Raw genomic sequence first — 17729 nt, 5'->3', positions numbered from 1 at the left:
CCTTATATTAATGAGTTATCCTTAAGCTTCTTTTACAGTTACAAGGTGAGAAACTTTGTTGATCATACCAAGAATAGCAGGAGTCTCTTCCTTAACTACAGTTGCATTCAACTTTTTAAGACCTAAAGCTTCTACAGTCGCACGTTGATCTTGTGGACGACCAATTACACTACGAGTGAGGGTAATTTCTAACTTTTTCGCCATTTGTTTTCCCTCCTTCTTAACCTAGTAGCTCTTCTACAGATTTACCACGTAATTTTGCTACTTCTTCAGCACGCTTAAGTTCGCTTAATCCGTTCACAGTAGCGCGAATCATGTTAATTGGTGTGTTAGAACCAAGAGATTTAGAAAGAATATCTTGTACACCAGCTAACTCAAGAACCGCACGTACTGGTCCACCAGCGATAACCCCAGTACCTTCAGCAGCAGGTTTTAGGAATACTTCACCAGCACCGAAATGTCCGATGATTTCGTGTGGAATTGATGTACCAACTAAAGGTACTTCGATTAAGTTTTTCTTAGCATCTTCGATAGCTTTGCGAATAGCATCTGGTACCTCTTGAGCTTTACCAGTACCGAATCCAACGTGACCGTTCTTATCACCAACTACAACTAGTGCAGCAAAGCGGAAACGACGACCACCCTTAACAACTTTCGCAACACGGTTTATCGTAACTACACGTTCTTCAAGTTCTAATTTGCTTGGGTCAATGCGACGCATCAATTTTCCCTCCTTTGACCATTAAAATTGTAATCCAGCCTCACGAGCAGCTTCAGCTAGAGCTTTAACACGGCCATGGTATAAATAACCACCGCGATCAAATACTACTTCTTTAACACCCTTCTCTACAGCACGCTTAGCAACTAATTCGCCAACTTTCGTAGCAGCTTCAATGTTGCCTGTACCGTTAAGAGCAAGGTCCTTATCAAGAGTAGATGCACTTACTAACGTTACACCTTTTACATCATCAATAACTTGAGCGTAAATGTGTTGGTTTGAACGGAACACGTTTAAGCGTGGACGCTCTGCAGTACCAGTAAGTTTTGCACGTACACGTGCATGTCTTTTCTTACGAGTCGCATTTTTATCAGCTTTAGTGATCATTCTTGTCACTCCTTTCTTTCACCTAACGGGCTTACTTAGCAGTTTTACCTTCTTTACGACGAACAACTTCGCCTTCGTAACGAATCCCTTTACCTTTGTAAGGTTCTGGAGCACGTACAGCACGAATGTTTGCAGCTAAAGCACCAACGCGTTCTTTGCTGATACCTTTAACGATAACTTTTGTTGGAGCAGGAACTTCAATTTCGATGCCTGCTTCTGGAGTAATCTCAACTGGGTGAGAGTAACCTACGTTTAATACAAGCTTGTTGCCTTGTTTTTGAGCACGGTAACCGACACCGACTAATTCAAGACCGCGTGCAAAACCTGTAGTTACACCTTCAACCATGTTTCCTAGTAAAGCACGAGTTGTACCGTGAAGTGCACGGTGTTCCTTCTGTTCAGATGGACGCTCTACTGTTAAGATGTTTTCTTCAACTTTGATAACCATATCAGCATTGAAAGTACGAGTTAATTCACCCTTAGGTCCTTTTACAGTTACAGTATTATCTTCTGCTACAGTAAGAGTAACACCTGCAGGGATTTCAAGAATCTTTTTACCAATACGAGACATGTGGTCACACCTCCGTTCGTTTCAATATTAATTACCAAACGTATGCTACTACTTCTCCACCAGTTTGTAATTGACGAGCATCTTTGTCTGTCATTACGCCCTTAGATGTAGAAAGAAGTGCAATACCTAATCCGTTAAGTACACGTGGTACTTCATCAGCTTTTGCGTATACGCGTAAGCCAGGTTTACTGATACGTTTTAATCCAGTGATTACACGTTCATTGTTCGCACCATATTTTAAGAAAATACGTAGGATACCTTGTTTGTTATCCTCGATGTATTCCACATCACGAATGAAACCTTCACGTTTTAAAAGTTCAGCAATTTCTTTTTTGATCTTAGAAGCAGGAACCTCTAATTTCTCATGACGTACCATGTTCGCATTACGGATGCGAGTAAGCATATCTGCAATCGGATCTGTCATCACCATGTGTTTTACCTCCTTCCCAATTGTGGGTTTTACCAACTAGCTTTTTTAACACCAGGAATTTGACCTTTATATGCAAGTTCACGGAAACAAATACGGCAAAGTTTAAATTTGCGGTATACAGAATGCGGACGACCGCAGCGCTCGCAACGTGTATACTCTTGTACTTTAAACTTAGGAGTACGCTTTTGTTTCGCAATCATAGATTTTTTAGCCACGTTTTCGCCTCCTCTACTTAGCGTTGGCTTCCATTATTTTTGGAATGGCATACCGAATTGTGTTAAAAGTTCACGAGCTTCTTCATCAGTGTTCGCTGTTGTAACGATTACGATGTCCATACCGCGGACTTTGCTTACTTTATCATAATCGATCTCAGGGAAAATAAGTTGCTCTTTAACACCTAATGTATAGTTACCACGACCATCGAAAGATTTCTTAGATACACCACGGAAATCACGTACACGTGGTAAAGAAACTGTTACTAATTTGTCGAAGAACTCATACATTTGTTCACCGCGTAAAGTAACTTTCGCACCGATTGGCATTCCTTCACGAAGACGGAAACCTGCGATAGATTTTTTAGCGCGAGTGATTACAGGTTTTTGACCTGCGATTTGAGTTAATTCTTCTACAGCATTGTCTAATGCTTTAGAGTTTTGTACCGCATCACCAACACCAACGTTGATTACGATTTTCTCGATTTTTGGTACTTGCATTACAGATTTATAGTTAAACTTGCTCATTAGAGCAGGAGTAATTTCCTTTTGGAACTTCTCTTTAAGGCGATTCAATGAAGTGACCTCCTTTCATAAGAAAATTATTTATCTAATAATTCACCAGATTTTTTCGCAATACGAACTTTTTTACCATCTTCCACTTTGTAGCCTACACGAGTAGGTTCACCTGTTTTTGGATCTAATGGCATAACATTAGATACGTGAATAGGTGCTTCTTTCGTGATAATTCCACCTTGTGGATTTAATTGAGATGGCTTAGAGTGCTTCTTAACGATGTTAACACCCTCAACGATAACACGGTTTTCCTTTGGGAAAGCCACAAGGATTACACCTTGTTTTCCTTTGTCTTTACCAGTGATTACCTGTACTTTATCACCTTTTTTTACATGCATCTTAATTCTGCACCTCCTTAGCAAGGCAATACCTTAAATTATAGAACTTCTGGAGCTAAAGAAACGATCTTCATGAAGTTGCTATCACGTAGTTCACGAGCTACCGGTCCGAAGATACGAGTACCGCGTGGGCTCTTATCGTCTTTAATGATAACAGCTGCGTTTTCATCAAAACGGATGTAAGAACCATCTGGACGACGAGCGCCGCTCTTCGTACGTACTACTACTGCTTTTACAACGTCACCTTTTTTAACAACGCCACCTGGTGTTGCTTGTTTTACCGTAGCAACGATAATATCACCGATGTTAGCATATTTACGACCAGAGCCGCCTAATACTTTAATTGTTAAAAGTTCACGTGCACCAGAGTTGTCAGCAACTTTTAAACGAGATTCTTGTTGGATCATGTTATGAAACCTCCCTTCGGACTTTTAATTCCGATTCGTCTATTTAGATAATAACCGCTTCTTCAACGATTTCAACTAAACGGAAACGCTTAGTAGCAGAAAGCGGGCGAGTTTCCATGATTTTAACGATATCGCCAACTTTTGCTTGGTTTTGTTCATCATGCGCTTTGTATTTTTTAGAATACTTAACGCGTTTTCCGTACAAGGAATGAGTTTTGTAAGTTTCAACTAAAACTGTAATCGTTTTGTCCATTTTGTCAGATACAACACGACCAGTATAAACTTTGCGTTGGTTACGTTCGCTCACTTTGCAAACCTCCCCTCAATTTATCGATTAATTCCGATCTCTCTTTCACGAACTACAGTTTTCATACGAGCGATCGCTTTACGCACTTCACGGATGCGTGTTGGATTCTCTAATTGTCCTGTAGCAAGCTGGAAGCGAAGGTTAAACAACTCTTCCTTTAACGCTTTAACTTTTGTTTCGATTTCGGCAGTGGTTAATTCACGAATATCATTAGTTTTCATTAGATTCACCACCATTTTCTTCACGTTTTACGAATTTACATTTCACTGGTAATTTGTGAGCTGCAAGACGTAATGCTTCGCGTGCTACCTCTTCAGATACACCTGCGATTTCAAACATAACTTTCCCAGGCTTCACTACTGCTACCCAACCTTCTGGTGCCCCTTTACCGGAACCCATACGTACTTCAAGAGGTTTTGCAGTGTAAGGTTTAGAAGGGAAAATTTTAATCCAAACTTTACCGCCACGTTTCATGTAACGAGTCATTGCACGACGAGCTGCTTCGATTTGACGGTTTGTAATCCATGAAGCATTTTGTGCTTGAAGACCAAACTCACCGAATGTTACTTCAGTACCACCTTTAGCGCGGCCACGCATTTTACCACGATGCTCTCTACGATATTTTACGCGTTTTGGCATTAACATATTATTTTCCTCCTTCCTCAGAAGCTTTCTTTTTTGAAGGAAGAACTTCTCCACGGTAGATCCATACTTTTACGCCTAATTTACCGTATGTTGTATCAGCTTCAGCTGTTGCATAGTCAATATCAGCGCGAAGTGTATGAAGTGGAACAGTTCCTTCACTGTAAGATTCTGCACGAGCGATATCTGCTCCGCCAAGACGACCAGAAACTTGTGTTTTAATACCTTTAGCGCCAGCACGCATTGCACGTTGGATAACTTGCTTTTGAGCACGACGGAAAGATACACGATTTTCTAATTGACGAGCAATGTTTTCCGCTACTAATTTAGCATCAAGATCTGCTTTCTTAACTTCTAAGATGTTGATGTGTACACGCTTGCCTGTTAATTGGTTAAGAGCTTTACGAAGCGCTTCAACTTCAGTACCACCTTTACCAATTACCATACCAGGTTTTGCAGTGTGAATTGTAACATTTACACGATTTGCAGCACGCTCAATTTCTACTTTAGAAACAGAAGAATCTTTTAAGCGAGCTGTGATGTATTCACGAATTTTGATGTCTTCATGAAGAAGTGTAGCGTAATCTTTTTCTGCGAACCAACGAGATTCCCAATCACGAATAACACCGACACGAAGACCGACTGGATTAACCTTTTGACCCATCGATTATCCCTCCTTCTTTTCTGATACCACAACTGTGATGTGGCTTGTGCGCTTGTTGATTTGGCTTGCACGGCCCATTGCGCGTGGACGGAAACGTTTTAACGTTGGACCTTCGTCAACGAAAACTTTCTCAACAACTAAGTTGTTTACGTCCATTTCGTAGTTATGCTCTGCGTTTGCGATTGCAGATTTTAAAACTTTCTCTACAACTGGAGAAGCAGTTTTTGGTGTGTGGTTAAGGATAGCAATCGCTTCACCCACTTGCTTACCTCGGATTAAGTCTACTACTAAACGAACTTTACGAGGAGCAATACGAACTGTTCTCGCTACTGCTTTAGCTTGCATTGAAGTGCCTCCTCTCATTATCTTCTAGTTTTCTTATCGTCAGCATCATGACCTTTATACGTACGAGTTGGTGCGAATTCACCTAACTTGTGGCCAACCATGTCCTCAGTGATGTATACAGGTACGTGTTTGCGACCGTCATATACAGCGATTGTGTGACCGATGAACTGAGGGAAGATCGTTGAACGACGAGACCAAGTTTTAACAACTTGCTTTTGCTCAGTTTCATTTAGCTTTGCAATTTTACTCATTAAATGATCATCGACAAATGGTCCTTTTTTTAAGCTACGAGCCATTTTGGTGCCTCCCTTCGTGATTGCCGTACGGTTCCTGAAATGAACCGTACTACAACCCCATTATTTTTTACGACGACGAACGATGAATTTGTCAGACGCTTTGTTTTTCTTACGAGTCTTGAATCCAAGAGTTGGTTTACCCCATGGAGACATTGGAGACTTACGTCCGATTGGTGCGCGACCTTCACCACCACCGTGTGGGTGATCAACTGGGTTCATTACAGAACCACGAACTGTTGGGCGCTTACCTAACCAACGAGAGCGACCTGCTTTACCAATTTTGATAAGTTCGTGTGATTCGTTACCTACTTGACCTACAGTAGCGCGGCAAGTAGCTAATACTAAGCGTACTTCACCAGAAGTTAAACGTACAAGTACGTATTTACCTTCTTTACCAAGCACTTGAGCAGATGTACCAGCAGAACGAACTAATTGTCCACCACGACCTGGTTTAAGTTCGATGTTATGAACAACAGTACCTACTGGAATGTTCATTAATGGTAATGCGTTACCGATTTTAATGTCAGCTTCTGGGCCAGACATAACTTCCATACCTACTTCTAAATTTTTAGGAGCAAGGATGTAACGTTTTTCACCGTCAACGTAGTTAATTAATGCGATATTCGCAGAGCGGTTTGGATCGTATTCGATCGTAGCAACGCGTCCTGGAATCCCATCTTTGTTACGTTTGAAGTCGATGATACGGTATTGACGCTTGTGTCCGCCACCTTGGTGACGTACAGTGATTTTACCTTGGTTATTACGACCAGCCTTTTTCTTTAAAGGCGCAAGTAAAGATTTTTCCGGTCTATCAGTCGTGATTTCAGCGAAATCATTAGTTGTCATGTTACGACGACCGTTAGTAGTTGGATTATACTTTTTAATTGCCATCTCAATTTCCCTCCTTCTTTAGTAAGAATTAAACACCTTGGAAGATTTCGATTTCTTTGCTGTCAGCTGTTAGCTTAACGATTGCTTTACGACGACGGTTAGTAAAACCAGCGTGACGACCAACGCGTTTAGCTTTCGGCTTGTAGTTCATGATGTTCACTTTCTCTACTTCAACACCAAAGATCGCTTCTACAGCGTCTTTAACTTCTGTTTTATTAGCTTTAACGTCCACATCGAACGTGTATTTTTTTTCAGCCATCATTTCCATAGAACGTTCAGTGATAACTGGGCGCTTAATGATATCACGAGGATCTCTCATTATGCAAGCACCTCCTCTACTTTTTCCACTGCCGCTTTTGTCATGATTAGCTTATCATGATGAAGCACGTCTAAAACGTTTACGCCATCAGCAGTGATTACTGTTACTCCAGGGATATTGCGAGCAGATAACTCAACTGCTTCATTTACATCAGCAGTTACGATAAGAGCTTTCTTCTCAACAGCTAATCCTTTAAGTACTGCTACCATGTCTTTTGTTTTTGGTGCATTTAACACTAAGTCTTCAAGAACTACAATGTTGTTCTCTACTACTTTAGTAGCTAATGCAGATTTAATAGCTAAGCGACGAACTTTCTTAGGAAGTTTGTAAGCATAGCTTCTTGGTGTAGGTCCGAATACCGTACCACCACCACGCCATTGAGGAGAGCGGATAGAACCTTGACGAGCACGTCCAGTTCCTTTTTGACGCCATGGTTTACGACCACCACCGCTTACTTCAGAGCGATTTTTTACTTTATGTGTACCTTGACGTAAAGATGCACGTTGCATCACTACAGCCTCGAAAAGTACAGCTTCATTTGGTTCGATGCCGAAAATAGCTTCAGCTAATTCGATTTCACCAACCTGAGAACCAGTTTGGTTATATACAGTAACTTTTGGCATTGGAATTCCTCCTTCCTATAGTGAATTATTTGCTAGCCTTCACAGCGCCTTGAACAACTACAAGAGATTTCTTAGCACCTGGAACGTTACCTTTAATTAATAATAAGTTGCGTTCAACGTCAACTTGAACAATTTCAAGGTTTTGAATTGTGATTTGGTCTCCACCCATACGTCCAGCAAGTTTTTTACCTTTAAATACACGGTTCGGAGCAACAGGTCCCATTGAACCAGGACGACGATGGTAACGAGAACCGTGAGACATAGGTCCACGAGATTGTCCGTGGCGTTTAATAGCACCTTGGAAACCTTTACCTTTAGAAATACCTGTTACGTCTACAGTTTCACCTGCAGCAAAAACTTCTACTTTTACCTCTTGACCAACCTCTAATCCGTCCACGTCTGCATCGCGGATTTCGCGAATGAAGCGCTTAGGAGCAGTAGATGCTTTAGCAACGTGACCTTGTTCAGGTTTGTTAGCTAATTTTTCACGTTTATCTTCGAAACCTAACTGAATTGCGTTGTAGCCATCAGTTTCAGTTGTCTTCTTTTGAAGAACAACGTTTGGAGTCGCTTCGATTACTGTTACAGGAATTAGCTCACCGTTTTCAGCAAATACTTGAGTCATACCGATCTTTCTTCCTAAGATTCCTTTGGTCATGAGTTACACCTCCTACATTTTTAAGTTATATGAATTATAGTTTAATTTCGATATCTACACCAGATGGTAAGTCTAAACGCATTAGTGAATCTACTGTTTGTGGAGTAGGGCTCACAATGTCGATTAGACGTTTGTGCGTGCGCATTTCGAATTGCTCACGAGAATCTTTGTACTTATGAACAGCACGAAGAATTGTATAAACAGTTTTTTCAGTTGGTAATGGGATCGGACCAGAAACTGTTGCCCCAGAACGTTTAGCTGTTTCTACAATTTTCTCAGCTGACTGATCAAGAATACGGTGATCGTAAGCTTTTAAACGGATACGAATTTTTTCTTTTGCCATTATTTTCCCTCCTTCGTTCGCCTATTTCTAAAATAGACCTTCTCCATGGAAATTTCCTCACACCTTGCCATGGCAAAGCGGCCGGGTGTGTCAGCAACCTTCCACTTCATCGCAGTCAAAGACCAACATTGTCTATTATACAATGTTTTTTGTCTAGATGCAAGCATATTTTTGTTTACATCAGCTTTTCTCTACTTTTGCTATTATACATGGCACTTTCAAGAATTTCAAGTTTTCATCTACCGTAAATCATTTTACACTTTTTGGATGTTTTATTTTTACTTTATATATTATAGAAGAAACTCGTCACAATCTACATTTACCTCCTGTTTATACAGCAAAAAAACCCAAGGGAAATCCCCCTTGGGTTTTTATTATTTATAGTTGAGACTATTCGATGATAGAAGCAACTACACCAGCACCTACAGTACGTCCGCCTTCACGGATAGAGAACTTAGTTCCCTCTTCTACTGCTACAGGAGCGATAAGTTCAACAGTCATTTCAACGTTGTCGCCAGGCATTACCATTTCAGTACCTTCTGGTAATTGGATGATACCAGTTACGTCAGTTGTACGGAAATAGAATTGTGGGCGGTAGTTAGCGAAGAATGGAGTGTGACGTCCACCTTCTTCTTTAGATAAAACGTAAACTTCAGCTTTGAATTTAGCGTGAGCTTTTACAGAGCCTGGTTTAGCAAGAACTTGTCCACGTTGGATGTCTTCACGAGCAACCCCACGAAGTAGAGCACCGATGTTGTCACCAGCTTCAGCTTGGTCAAGAAGCTTACGGAACATTTCTACACCTGTTACAGTTGTAGAAGCAGTTTCTTCAGCAAGACCGATGATTTCTACTACGTCACCAACTTTAACTACACCGCGCTCTACGCGACCAGTAGCAACTGTACCACGACCTGTGATAGAGAATACATCCTCTACAGGCATTAAGAATGGTTTGTCAGTTTCACGTTCTGGAGTTGGGATGTAAGCATCAACTTCAGCCATTAACTCAACGATTTTAGCTTCCCACTCAGCATCTCCTTCAAGAGCTTTAAGAGCAGAACCTTTAACTACAGGGATGTCATCTCCTGGGAATTCGTATTCAGATAATAGATCACGAACTTCCATTTCTACTAATTCTAGTAATTCTTCGTCGTCTACCATGTCGCATTTGTTTAAGAATACAACGATGTAAGGTACACCTACTTGACGAGAAAGAAGGATGTGCTCACGAGTTTGTGGCATTGGACCATCAGCAGCAGATACTACTAAGATACCGCCGTCCATTTGAGCAGCACCAGTGATCATGTTTTTAACATAGTCAGCGTGTCCTGGGCAGTCAACGTGTGCATAGTGACGAGTTTCAGTTTCGTACTCAACGTGTGCAGTTGAGATTGTGATACCGCGCTCTCTTTCTTCTGGAGCAGCGTCGATTTGATCGTATCCGCGTGCTTCAGCACCACCAGCTTTTGCAAGAACTGTAGTGATTGCAGCAGTTAATGTAGTTTTACCATGGTCAACGTGGCCAATTGTACCAATGTTAACATGGGGTTTTGAACGTTCGAATTTTTCTTTAGCCATTCTAAAATCCTCCTTAATGGTATCTTCAAATTTATATTTTAGGCTAGAAAGTGAGAATTAGAGCCTCACTTTCTAAGCTTACATAAGTAGTTATACTTGAACAATTGATAAAAATCAATTATTCACCTTTATTTTTTTTGATAATCTCTTCAGAGATTGAACGTGGAACTTCTTCATAATGGTCAAATACCATAGAGAATGTTCCGCGACCTTGTGTATTAGAACGTAATGCTGTCGCATAACCGAACATTTCAGAAAGTGGAACCATTGCGCGAACAACTTGTGCGTTACCGCGAGCTTCCATACCTTCTACACGTCCACGACGAGAAGTTACGTCACCCATGATGTCTCCCATGTATTCTTCTGGGATTACAACTTCAACTTTCATCATTGGCTCAAGGATTACTGGGTTACACTTAGAAACAGCTGCTTTAAGTGCCATAGATGCAGCAATTTTGAACGCCATTTCAGATGAGTCAACATCATGATAAGATCCGTCAACTAATGCAGCTTTAACGTCAATTACAGGATATCCTGCAAGCACACCGTTTTGAAGCGCATCTTCAAGACCTGCTTGTACAGCTGGGATGTATTCACGTGGAACTACACCGCCGACAATCTTGTTCTCGAATTCGAATCCTTTTCCTTCTTCGTTAGGTTCAAACTCAATCCAAACGTGACCGAATTGTCCACGACCACCAGATTGACGAGCGAACTTACCTTCAACTTTCGCTGCAGCGCGGAAAGTCTCACGGTATGCTACTTGAGGAGCACCAACGTTAGCTTCTACTTTGAACTCGCGACGTAGACGGTCAACGATGATATCAAGGTGAAGTTCACCCATACCAGCGATGATTGTTTGTCCAGTCTCTTGATCAGTATGAGCACGGAATGTTGGATCTTCTTCAGAAAGTTTTGCTAATGCTGTACCCATTTTATCTTGGTCAGCTTTAGACTTAGGTTCGATAGCTACAGAGATAACTGGTTCTGGGAATTCCATAGACTCTAGGATAACAAGGTTTTTCTCGTCACATAGAGTGTCACCAGTTGTAGTATCTTTAAGACCTACAGCAGCAGCGATGTCACCAGCGTAAACTGTTGAAATCTCTTCACGGCTGTTTGCGTGCATTTGTAGGATACGACCTACACGCTCACGTTTACCTTTTGTTGAGTTTTTCACGTAAGATCCAGAGTTTAATGTACCAGAGTACACACGGAAGAACGTTAATTTACCAACATAAGGGTCAGTCATAATTTTGAACGCTAGAGCTGAGAATGGCTCTTCGTCGCTAGAATGACGTTCTACTTCTTCATCTGTATCAGGAACGATACCTTTGATTGCAGGTACGTCTAATGGAGATGGTAAGTAGTCAATAACTGCGTCAAGCATCAATTGAACACCTTTGTTCTTGAATGCAGATCCACAGATTACTGGGAAGAATTCTACAGAAGTTGTAGCTTTACGGATAGCCGCTTTAAGCTCTTCTTTAGAGATTTCTTCACCCTCTAAATATTTCATCATTAATTCCTCATCAAGTTCTGCAACCGCTTCAATAAGCTTTCCACGGTATTCAGCAGCTAGTTCTTGATGCTCTTCAGGAATTTCAATACGCTCAATATCAGTTCCTAGGTCGTTTGCATACATGTATGCGCACTCTTCAACTAGGTCAATGATACCATTGAACTCATCTTCAGCACCGATTGGTAATTGAAGTGGATGAGCATTAGCTTGTAGACGATCATGAAGTGTACCTACAGAATATAAGAAGTCTGCACCGATTTTGTCCATTTTGTTAACGAACACAATACGTGGTACACCATAAGTAGTAGCCTGACGCCAAACAGTTTCTGTTTGTGGTTCAACACCAGATTGTGCATCAAGTACTGCTACAGCGCCATCAAGTACGCGTAAAGAACGCTCTACCTCTACAGTGAAGTCTACGTGTCCTGGAGTGTCAATAATGTTTACACGATGACCTTTCCATTGAGCAGTAGTTGCTGCAGACGTAATCGTAATTCCACGCTCTTGTTCTTGCTCCATCCAGTCCATTTGAGATGCACCTTCATGAGTTTCACCAATTTTGTGAATACGTCCTGTATAGTACAAGATACGCTCAGTAGCTGTTGTTTTACCAGCATCAATATGAGCCATAATACCAATATTACGAGTGTTTTCTAAGGAGAACTCTCTAGTCATATGGTGTCTTTCTCCTTCCTTTTATGGATTGGATTATTTTATTTAAAGTAGCAAAAAAGCCACTTTATTTTGTTACATATGTCAGTATATCCAGTACCCTCATTATGTAAAACGAGCGCCCATTGAAAGGGAGAGGAACTCTCCCCTCTCCATACTTCCATAAGCGACAAATAAAGCGGTTTATGCTTACATTTATTTTACGTTGAATCCTACCAACGGTAATGAGCAAACGCTTTGTTAGCTTCTGCCATTTTGTGAGTGTCTTCGCGCTTCTTAACAGATGCACCAGTGTTATTAGCTGCATCTAAAATTTCATTAGCAAGACGCTCTTCCATAGTTTTTTCACCACGAAGACGAGCGTAGTTTACTAACCAACGAAGACCTAAAGTTGTACGGCGTTCTGGACGAACCTCAACTGGAACTTGGTAGTTAGCACCACCAACACGACGAGCACGTACTTCAAGAACAGGCATGATGTTCTTAAGAGCTTGCTCGAATACTTCCATTGGTTCTTTACCAGTACGTTCACGAACGATATCGAACGCATTATAAAGAATTGTTTGAGATTTACCTTTTTTACCGTCAACCATCATTTTGTTGATTAAGCGTGTTACAAGTTTAGAATTGTACATTGGATCTGGTAACACGTCACGTTTCGCAACAGGTCCTTTACGAGGCATATTGAGTTCCTCCTTTCAGTTCATTTTTATTATTTCTTAGCTGCTTTTGGTTTTTTAGTACCGTATTTAGAACGGCCTTGCATACGTTTGTCAACACCAGCTGTGTCAAGCGCACCACGAACGATGTGGTAACGTACCCCTGGTAAGTCTTTTACACGACCACCGCGAATTAATACTACGCTGTGCTCTTGTAAGTTATGGCCGATACCTGGGATGTATGCAGTTACCTCAATACCATTTGTTAAACGTACACGAGCATATTTACGTAAAGCTGAGTTTGGTTTCTTTGGAGTCATTGTACCAACACGAGTACATACACCACGTTTTTGAGGTGCAGAGATATCAGTTGATTTTTTCTTTAAAGAGTTGAAACCTTTGTTTAACGCAGGTGATTTAGATTTCCATACTTTATCAGTACGACCTTTTCTCACTAATTGGTTAATAGTAGGCATTAAATTATCCTCCCTTCGCATGTTTGTATGACCACATATCCAGGTGGTTCATTATTAGTTGAAAACAAAGTTTTTGCGAGCGGGAGCAAATGCCCCCCTCTCACAAAAACAGTTTTAACTTATTATTCCTATTGCTGAAGCTCCCACTTGAATCCCTGAAACTCTTCCGAGTTCGCGAATGGATTCAACTTTTGTTACGGGTATGTTATGTTGCAGTGCAGCCTGAGTGATAACATGGGTTAACCGCATGTCAGCATCTTCCGCAACGACAACCTCTTTAACTATACCATTTTTGATTGCTTTCAACGTTCGTTTATGACCAACGATAACATTTTCCGCATTTGATACTTTTTGATAAGACATATACATATCCTCCAAAGCATCGTTCAGGAGCAACCTTGCTTATATTAACATTTTGACTCATACAATGTCAACTAGGATTATCCGTTTTTATACAAAATTCATACCGGAAAATTTTACTGTTCTACGTAAATTTCATCGTTTTCTACATTCGTATCGTCTTGCACTGTTTTTACAAGATCTACTTTGCGATAACGATTCATACCTGTTCCAGCCGGAACAAGCTTACCGATAATAACGTTCTCTTTTAATCCTAGAAGCTCATCGCGTTTGCCTTTAATTGCGGCATCTGTTAGAACACGAGTTGTTTCTTGGAACGAAGCTGCAGATAAGAATGAATCTGTTTCAAGTGAAGCTTTCGTAATACCAAGAAGAACCGGTCTAGCTGTTGCTGGTTGTTTACCTTCTAATAATACTTTTACGTTTGCATCAGTAAATTGGTGAATATCTAGCAACGTTCCTGGTAATACATCCGTGTCACCCGCATCGATTACACGAACTTTACGAAGCATTTGACGAACCATTACCTCTACGTGTTTGTCGCCAATTTCTACCCCTTGCATACGGTATACTTTTTGAACTTCACGTAGTAAGTATTCTTGAACTGCTGTAATGTCCGTTACTTTTAGTAATTCTTTCGGATCAATAGAACCTTCTGTTAACTCTTGTCCGTGACTAATCTCTTGGCCTGGAGTTACTTTCAGACGAGCGCCGTAAGGAATTGCATATGTGCGAGTTTCTACTGCACCTTGTACAACTACCTCTTGACGATCTTTCACATCGTTGATCGTTACAACAACACCGTCGATTTCGCTGATAACCGCTTGACCTTTCGGATTACGAGCTTCGAAGATCTCTTGGATACGAGGTAAACCTTGTGTGATATCGTCTCCGGCAACCCCACCTGTATGGAACGTACGCATCGTTAACTGTGTACCTGGCTCACCGATAGATTGAGCTGCGATAATACCTACCGCTTCCCCTACTTCTACGTCTGTACCAGTAGCTAAGTTACGGCCGTAACATTTCTTACATACGCCGTGGCGAGTATTACATGTAAATGCTGAACGGATGTGTACTGTTTCCACACCTGCATTTTCAATAGCACGAGCGATATCTTCAGTAATTAATTCATTTTCACGAATCAACACTTCACCTGTTTCAGGATGTTTTACAGTTTTTCTTGCAAAACGTCCTACAAGACGGTCGTATAATGACTCAATAACTTCATTGCCCTCTTTAATCGCACCGATTAATAGACCACGATCTGTTCCACAATCGTCTTCACGAACGATAACATCTTGTGCAACATCTACAAGACGACGTGTTAAGTAACCAGAATCGGCAGTCTTAAGCGCTGTATCGGCAAGACCCTTACGCGCACCGTGTGTAGAGATGAAGTATTCAAGTACCGTTAGACCTTCACGGAAACTTGATTTGATTGGAAGCTCAATGATACGACCAGATGGGTTAGCCATCAAACCACGCATACCAGCAAGCTGAGTGAAGTTCGATGCGTTACCACGGGCACCAGAGTCACTCATCATGAAGATTGGGTTGCGCTTATCTAAGGATTTCATCAATTTTCCTTGGATAACATCTTTTGCATTACTCCAGATAGAGATAACGCGATCGTAACGTTCTTCTTCTGTAATCAAACCGCGACGGAATTGTTTAATTACTTTATCTACTTTTGCTTGTGCTTCATGAAGAATTTCATCTTTCTCACCTAATACAAGGATATCTGCTACCCCAACTGTAATACCAGCTTTTGTAGAGTATTTAAATCCTAAGTCTTTCATGCGGTCAAGCATACGAGATGTTTCTGTAATTTTGAAACGTTTAAATACTTCCGCAATGATATTACCAAGGATTTTCTTGTTAAATGGTGCTACTTCTTCACGGCTAGCAATAACTTCTTTTATATTCGCACCTTTATCAACGAAATATTTCGCAGGTGTTTCTTTTTCAAGATTTGATTTTGTTGGTTCGTTAATATAAGGGAACGACTTTGGTAAGATTTCGTTAAATATTAATTTACCAACAGTTGTTAATAGAAGCTTGCCTTTTTGTTCTTCTGTAAATGTCTCGTTGTTGTTCACTGAACTTGCAGGAACAGCAATACGAGTATGAAGATGAACATACCCATTTTGGTATGCAAGCAATGCTTCGTTTGTATCTTTGAACACCATACCTTCACCAATTGCACCTGCGCGCTCAAGTGTTAAGTAGTAGTTACCTAATACCATATCCTGAGATGGTGTAACAACTGGTTTCCCGTCTTTCGGGTTCAAAATGTTTTGTGCAGCTAACATAAGAAGACGAGCTTCTGCTTGTGCTTCTGATGATAGCGGAACGTGAACCGCCATTTGGTCACCGTCAAAGTCCGCATTGTATGCTGTACATACAAGTGGATGAAGACGAATTGCGCGCCCTTCTACTAATGTAGGTTCGAACGCTTGAATACCAAGACGGTGAAGCGTTGGGGCACGGTTTAGAAGTACTGGGTGTTCTTTAATAACTGACTCTAAAACATCCCAAACTTCAGGTTGTACACGCTCAATTTTACGTTTTGCACTCTTAATGTTATGTGCTAATCCTTTTTCCACTAGTTCTTTCATTACGAAAGGTTTAAATAGTTCTAGCGCCATTTCTTTTGGTAATCCACATTGATACATTTTTAAGTTCGGTCCTACAACGATAACAGAACGACCAGAGTAGTCAACACGTTTACCAAGTAAGTTTTGACGGAAACGTCCTTGTTTACCTTTCAGCATGTGAGATAGTGATTTTAACGGACGGTTACCCGGTCCAGTAACTGGGCGACCACGGCGACCGTTATCGATTAATGCATCTACAGCTTCTTGCAACATACGTTTTTCGTTTTGAACAATAATGCTTGGTGCACCTAGGTCCAATAAACGTTTTAAACGATTGTTACGGTTAATAACACGACGATATAAATCGTTTAAGTCAGAAGTTGCAAAACGTCCACCATCTAACTGTACCATTGGGCGTAATTCTGGCGGAATAACCGGAAGAACATCTAAGATCATCCAAGATGGTTTATTTCCAGAGTTACGGAATGATTCCAATACTTCTAGACGTTTAATAGCACGAGTACGACGTTGTCCTTGTGCTGTTTTTAATTCCTCTTTTAAGAAGTCTACTTCTTTATCTAAATCGATATCTTGTAGTAACTTCTTAATTGCTTCTGCACCCATAGCAGCTTGGAATGTGTTTCCATATCGATCGCGATATGCACGGTATTCTTTTTCAGAAAGCAATTGCTTCTTATCAAGTGGTGTATCTCCACTTTCTGTTACAACATAAGAAGCGAAATAAATTACTTCTTCAAGCGCGCGAGGGGACATGTCTAAGACAAGTCCCATGCGGCTCGGGATACCTTTGAAATACCAAATATGAGATACAGGAGCAGCTAATTCGATATGACCCATACGTTCACGACGAACTTTCGCACGCGTTACTTCAACACCACATCGATCACAGACTACACCTTTATAACGTACGCGTTTATATTTTCCACAGTGACATTCCCAGTCCTTTTGGGGCCCGAAAATGCGCTCACAGAACAAGCCATCTTTTTCGGGTTTTAACGTACGATAGTTAATTGTTTCAGGTTTCTTAACTTCACCGTATGACCAAGAACGAATCTTGTCAGGCGAAGCAAGTCCAATCTTCATATATTCAAAGTTATTTACATCTATCAAGGGG

At 40.9% G+C, this 17729-nt stretch carries 26 protein-coding genes; all 26 read right to left on the bottom strand.

Features of this window, described 5'->3' with window-relative positions; genetic code table 11:
- Positions 1-21: 21 nt before the first annotated feature.
- Positions 22-204 carry a 50S ribosomal protein L30 gene (gene rpmD, locus MR056_RS17895; RefSeq protein ID WP_011983261.1) on the bottom strand — a complete coding sequence of 61 codons (183 nt, stop codon included), beginning with the start codon at positions 202-204 and terminating at the stop codon, positions 22-24.
- Positions 205-220: 16 nt separating this feature from the next.
- Positions 221-721: a 30S ribosomal protein S5 gene (gene rpsE, locus MR056_RS17890; protein WP_011983260.1), complete on the bottom strand. Its 501-nt coding sequence runs from the start codon at positions 719-721 to the stop codon at positions 221-223.
- Positions 722-742: 21 nt separating this feature from the next.
- Positions 743-1105: a 50S ribosomal protein L18 gene (rplR, locus tag MR056_RS17885; protein ID WP_011983259.1), complete on the bottom strand. Its 363-nt coding sequence runs from the start codon at positions 1103-1105 to the stop codon at positions 743-745.
- Positions 1106-1136: 31 nt separating this feature from the next.
- Positions 1137-1676, bottom strand: coding sequence for a 50S ribosomal protein L6 (gene rplF, locus MR056_RS17880; RefSeq protein ID WP_011983258.1), 540 nt, complete (start codon positions 1674-1676; stop codon positions 1137-1139).
- A gap of 31 nt (positions 1677-1707) precedes the next feature.
- Entirely contained in the window at positions 1708-2106 is a 399-nt protein-coding gene (gene rpsH / locus MR056_RS17875; RefSeq protein WP_011983257.1) for a 30S ribosomal protein S8, read from the bottom strand.
- Between the two features lie 29 nt (positions 2107-2135).
- Entirely contained in the window at positions 2136-2321 is a 186-nt protein-coding gene (rpsN, locus tag MR056_RS17870) for a 30S ribosomal protein S14 (protein WP_001085700.1), read from the bottom strand.
- Between the two features lie 33 nt (positions 2322-2354).
- Positions 2355-2894, bottom strand: a complete 540-nt coding sequence (gene rplE, locus MR056_RS17865; RefSeq protein WP_011983256.1) for a 50S ribosomal protein L5 — start codon at positions 2892-2894, stop codon at positions 2355-2357.
- 26 nt (positions 2895-2920) lie between these two features.
- The gene (rplX, locus tag MR056_RS17860) at positions 2921-3232 is read right to left on the bottom strand and encodes a 50S ribosomal protein L24 (RefSeq protein ID WP_011983255.1); all 312 of its coding nucleotides are present in this window, start codon (positions 3230-3232) and stop codon (positions 2921-2923) included.
- Positions 3233-3270: 38 nt separating this feature from the next.
- Positions 3271-3639, bottom strand: a complete 369-nt coding sequence (gene rplN / locus MR056_RS17855) for a 50S ribosomal protein L14 (protein ID WP_011983254.1) — start codon at positions 3637-3639, stop codon at positions 3271-3273.
- 43 nt (positions 3640-3682) lie between these two features.
- Complete coding sequence (gene rpsQ, locus MR056_RS17850) at positions 3683-3946, bottom strand: 30S ribosomal protein S17 (protein ID WP_011983253.1); 264 nt, start codon at positions 3944-3946, stop codon at positions 3683-3685.
- 20 nt (positions 3947-3966) lie between these two features.
- A complete protein-coding gene (gene rpmC / locus MR056_RS17845) occupies positions 3967-4167 on the bottom strand; it encodes a 50S ribosomal protein L29 (RefSeq protein ID WP_000855718.1) in 201 nt (66 codons plus the stop codon).
- Entirely contained in the window at positions 4157-4591 is a 435-nt protein-coding gene (rplP, locus tag MR056_RS17840; RefSeq protein ID WP_011983252.1) for a 50S ribosomal protein L16, read from the bottom strand. The genes rpmC and rplP overlap by 11 nt, the downstream gene beginning before the upstream one ends.
- Position 4592: 1 nt before the next feature.
- Positions 4593-5252: a 30S ribosomal protein S3 gene (rpsC, locus tag MR056_RS17835; protein WP_011983251.1), complete on the bottom strand. Its 660-nt coding sequence runs from the start codon at positions 5250-5252 to the stop codon at positions 4593-4595.
- 3 nt (positions 5253-5255) lie between these two features.
- Complete coding sequence (gene rplV, locus MR056_RS17830; protein WP_011983250.1) at positions 5256-5597, bottom strand: 50S ribosomal protein L22; 342 nt, start codon at positions 5595-5597, stop codon at positions 5256-5258.
- Positions 5598-5614: 17 nt separating this feature from the next.
- Positions 5615-5893, bottom strand: coding sequence for a 30S ribosomal protein S19 (gene rpsS, locus MR056_RS17825; RefSeq protein WP_011983249.1), 279 nt, complete (start codon positions 5891-5893; stop codon positions 5615-5617).
- Positions 5894-5953: 60 nt separating this feature from the next.
- Positions 5954-6784 (bottom strand): 50S ribosomal protein L2, encoded by an 831-nt coding sequence (rplB, locus tag MR056_RS17820; protein WP_011983248.1) that lies wholly within the window; start codon positions 6782-6784, stop codon positions 5954-5956.
- 28 nt (positions 6785-6812) lie between these two features.
- On the bottom strand, positions 6813-7103 hold the full coding sequence (gene rplW, locus MR056_RS17815; RefSeq protein ID WP_011983247.1) for a 50S ribosomal protein L23: 291 nt from the start codon (positions 7101-7103) through the stop codon (positions 6813-6815).
- Positions 7103-7726, bottom strand: a complete 624-nt coding sequence (gene rplD, locus MR056_RS17810; RefSeq protein ID WP_011983246.1) for a 50S ribosomal protein L4 — start codon at positions 7724-7726, stop codon at positions 7103-7105. The genes rplW and rplD overlap by 1 nt, the downstream gene beginning before the upstream one ends.
- Positions 7727-7751: 25 nt before the next feature.
- Positions 7752-8384 (bottom strand): 50S ribosomal protein L3, encoded by a 633-nt coding sequence (gene rplC, locus MR056_RS17805; protein ID WP_011983245.1) that lies wholly within the window; start codon positions 8382-8384, stop codon positions 7752-7754.
- Positions 8385-8418: 34 nt separating this feature from the next.
- Positions 8419-8727: a 30S ribosomal protein S10 gene (rpsJ, locus tag MR056_RS17800; RefSeq protein WP_001040596.1), complete on the bottom strand. Its 309-nt coding sequence runs from the start codon at positions 8725-8727 to the stop codon at positions 8419-8421.
- 390 nt (positions 8728-9117) lie between these two features.
- Positions 9118-10305, bottom strand: a complete 1188-nt coding sequence (gene tuf / locus MR056_RS17795) for an elongation factor Tu (RefSeq protein ID WP_011983244.1) — start codon at positions 10303-10305, stop codon at positions 9118-9120.
- Between the two features lie 118 nt (positions 10306-10423).
- Positions 10424-12502 carry an elongation factor G gene (fusA, locus tag MR056_RS17790; protein WP_011983243.1) on the bottom strand — a complete coding sequence of 693 codons (2079 nt, stop codon included), beginning with the start codon at positions 12500-12502 and terminating at the stop codon, positions 10424-10426.
- A 209-nt stretch (positions 12503-12711) separates the two neighbouring features.
- Complete coding sequence (gene rpsG, locus MR056_RS17785; protein WP_011983242.1) at positions 12712-13182, bottom strand: 30S ribosomal protein S7; 471 nt, start codon at positions 13180-13182, stop codon at positions 12712-12714.
- A gap of 29 nt (positions 13183-13211) precedes the next feature.
- Positions 13212-13634: a 30S ribosomal protein S12 gene (rpsL, locus tag MR056_RS17780; RefSeq protein WP_011983241.1), complete on the bottom strand. Its 423-nt coding sequence runs from the start codon at positions 13632-13634 to the stop codon at positions 13212-13214.
- A gap of 114 nt (positions 13635-13748) precedes the next feature.
- Positions 13749-13997, bottom strand: a complete 249-nt coding sequence (locus MR056_RS17775; RefSeq protein WP_011983240.1) for a 50S ribosomal protein L7ae-like protein — start codon at positions 13995-13997, stop codon at positions 13749-13751.
- 113 nt (positions 13998-14110) lie between these two features.
- Positions 14111-17725, bottom strand: coding sequence for a DNA-directed RNA polymerase subunit beta' (gene rpoC, locus MR056_RS17770; protein ID WP_011983239.1), 3615 nt, complete (start codon positions 17723-17725; stop codon positions 14111-14113).
- Positions 17726-17729 lie beyond the last annotated feature (4 nt).

Source organism: Bacillus cereus group sp. BfR-BA-01360 (assembly GCF_022663595.1).
GTDB classification, from domain to species: Bacteria; Bacillota; Bacilli; order Bacillales; family Bacillaceae_G; genus Bacillus_A; species Bacillus_A cytotoxicus.
The sequence above is the reverse complement of the archived record's forward strand: the minus strand, read 5'-3'. Positions and strand labels throughout refer to the sequence as shown.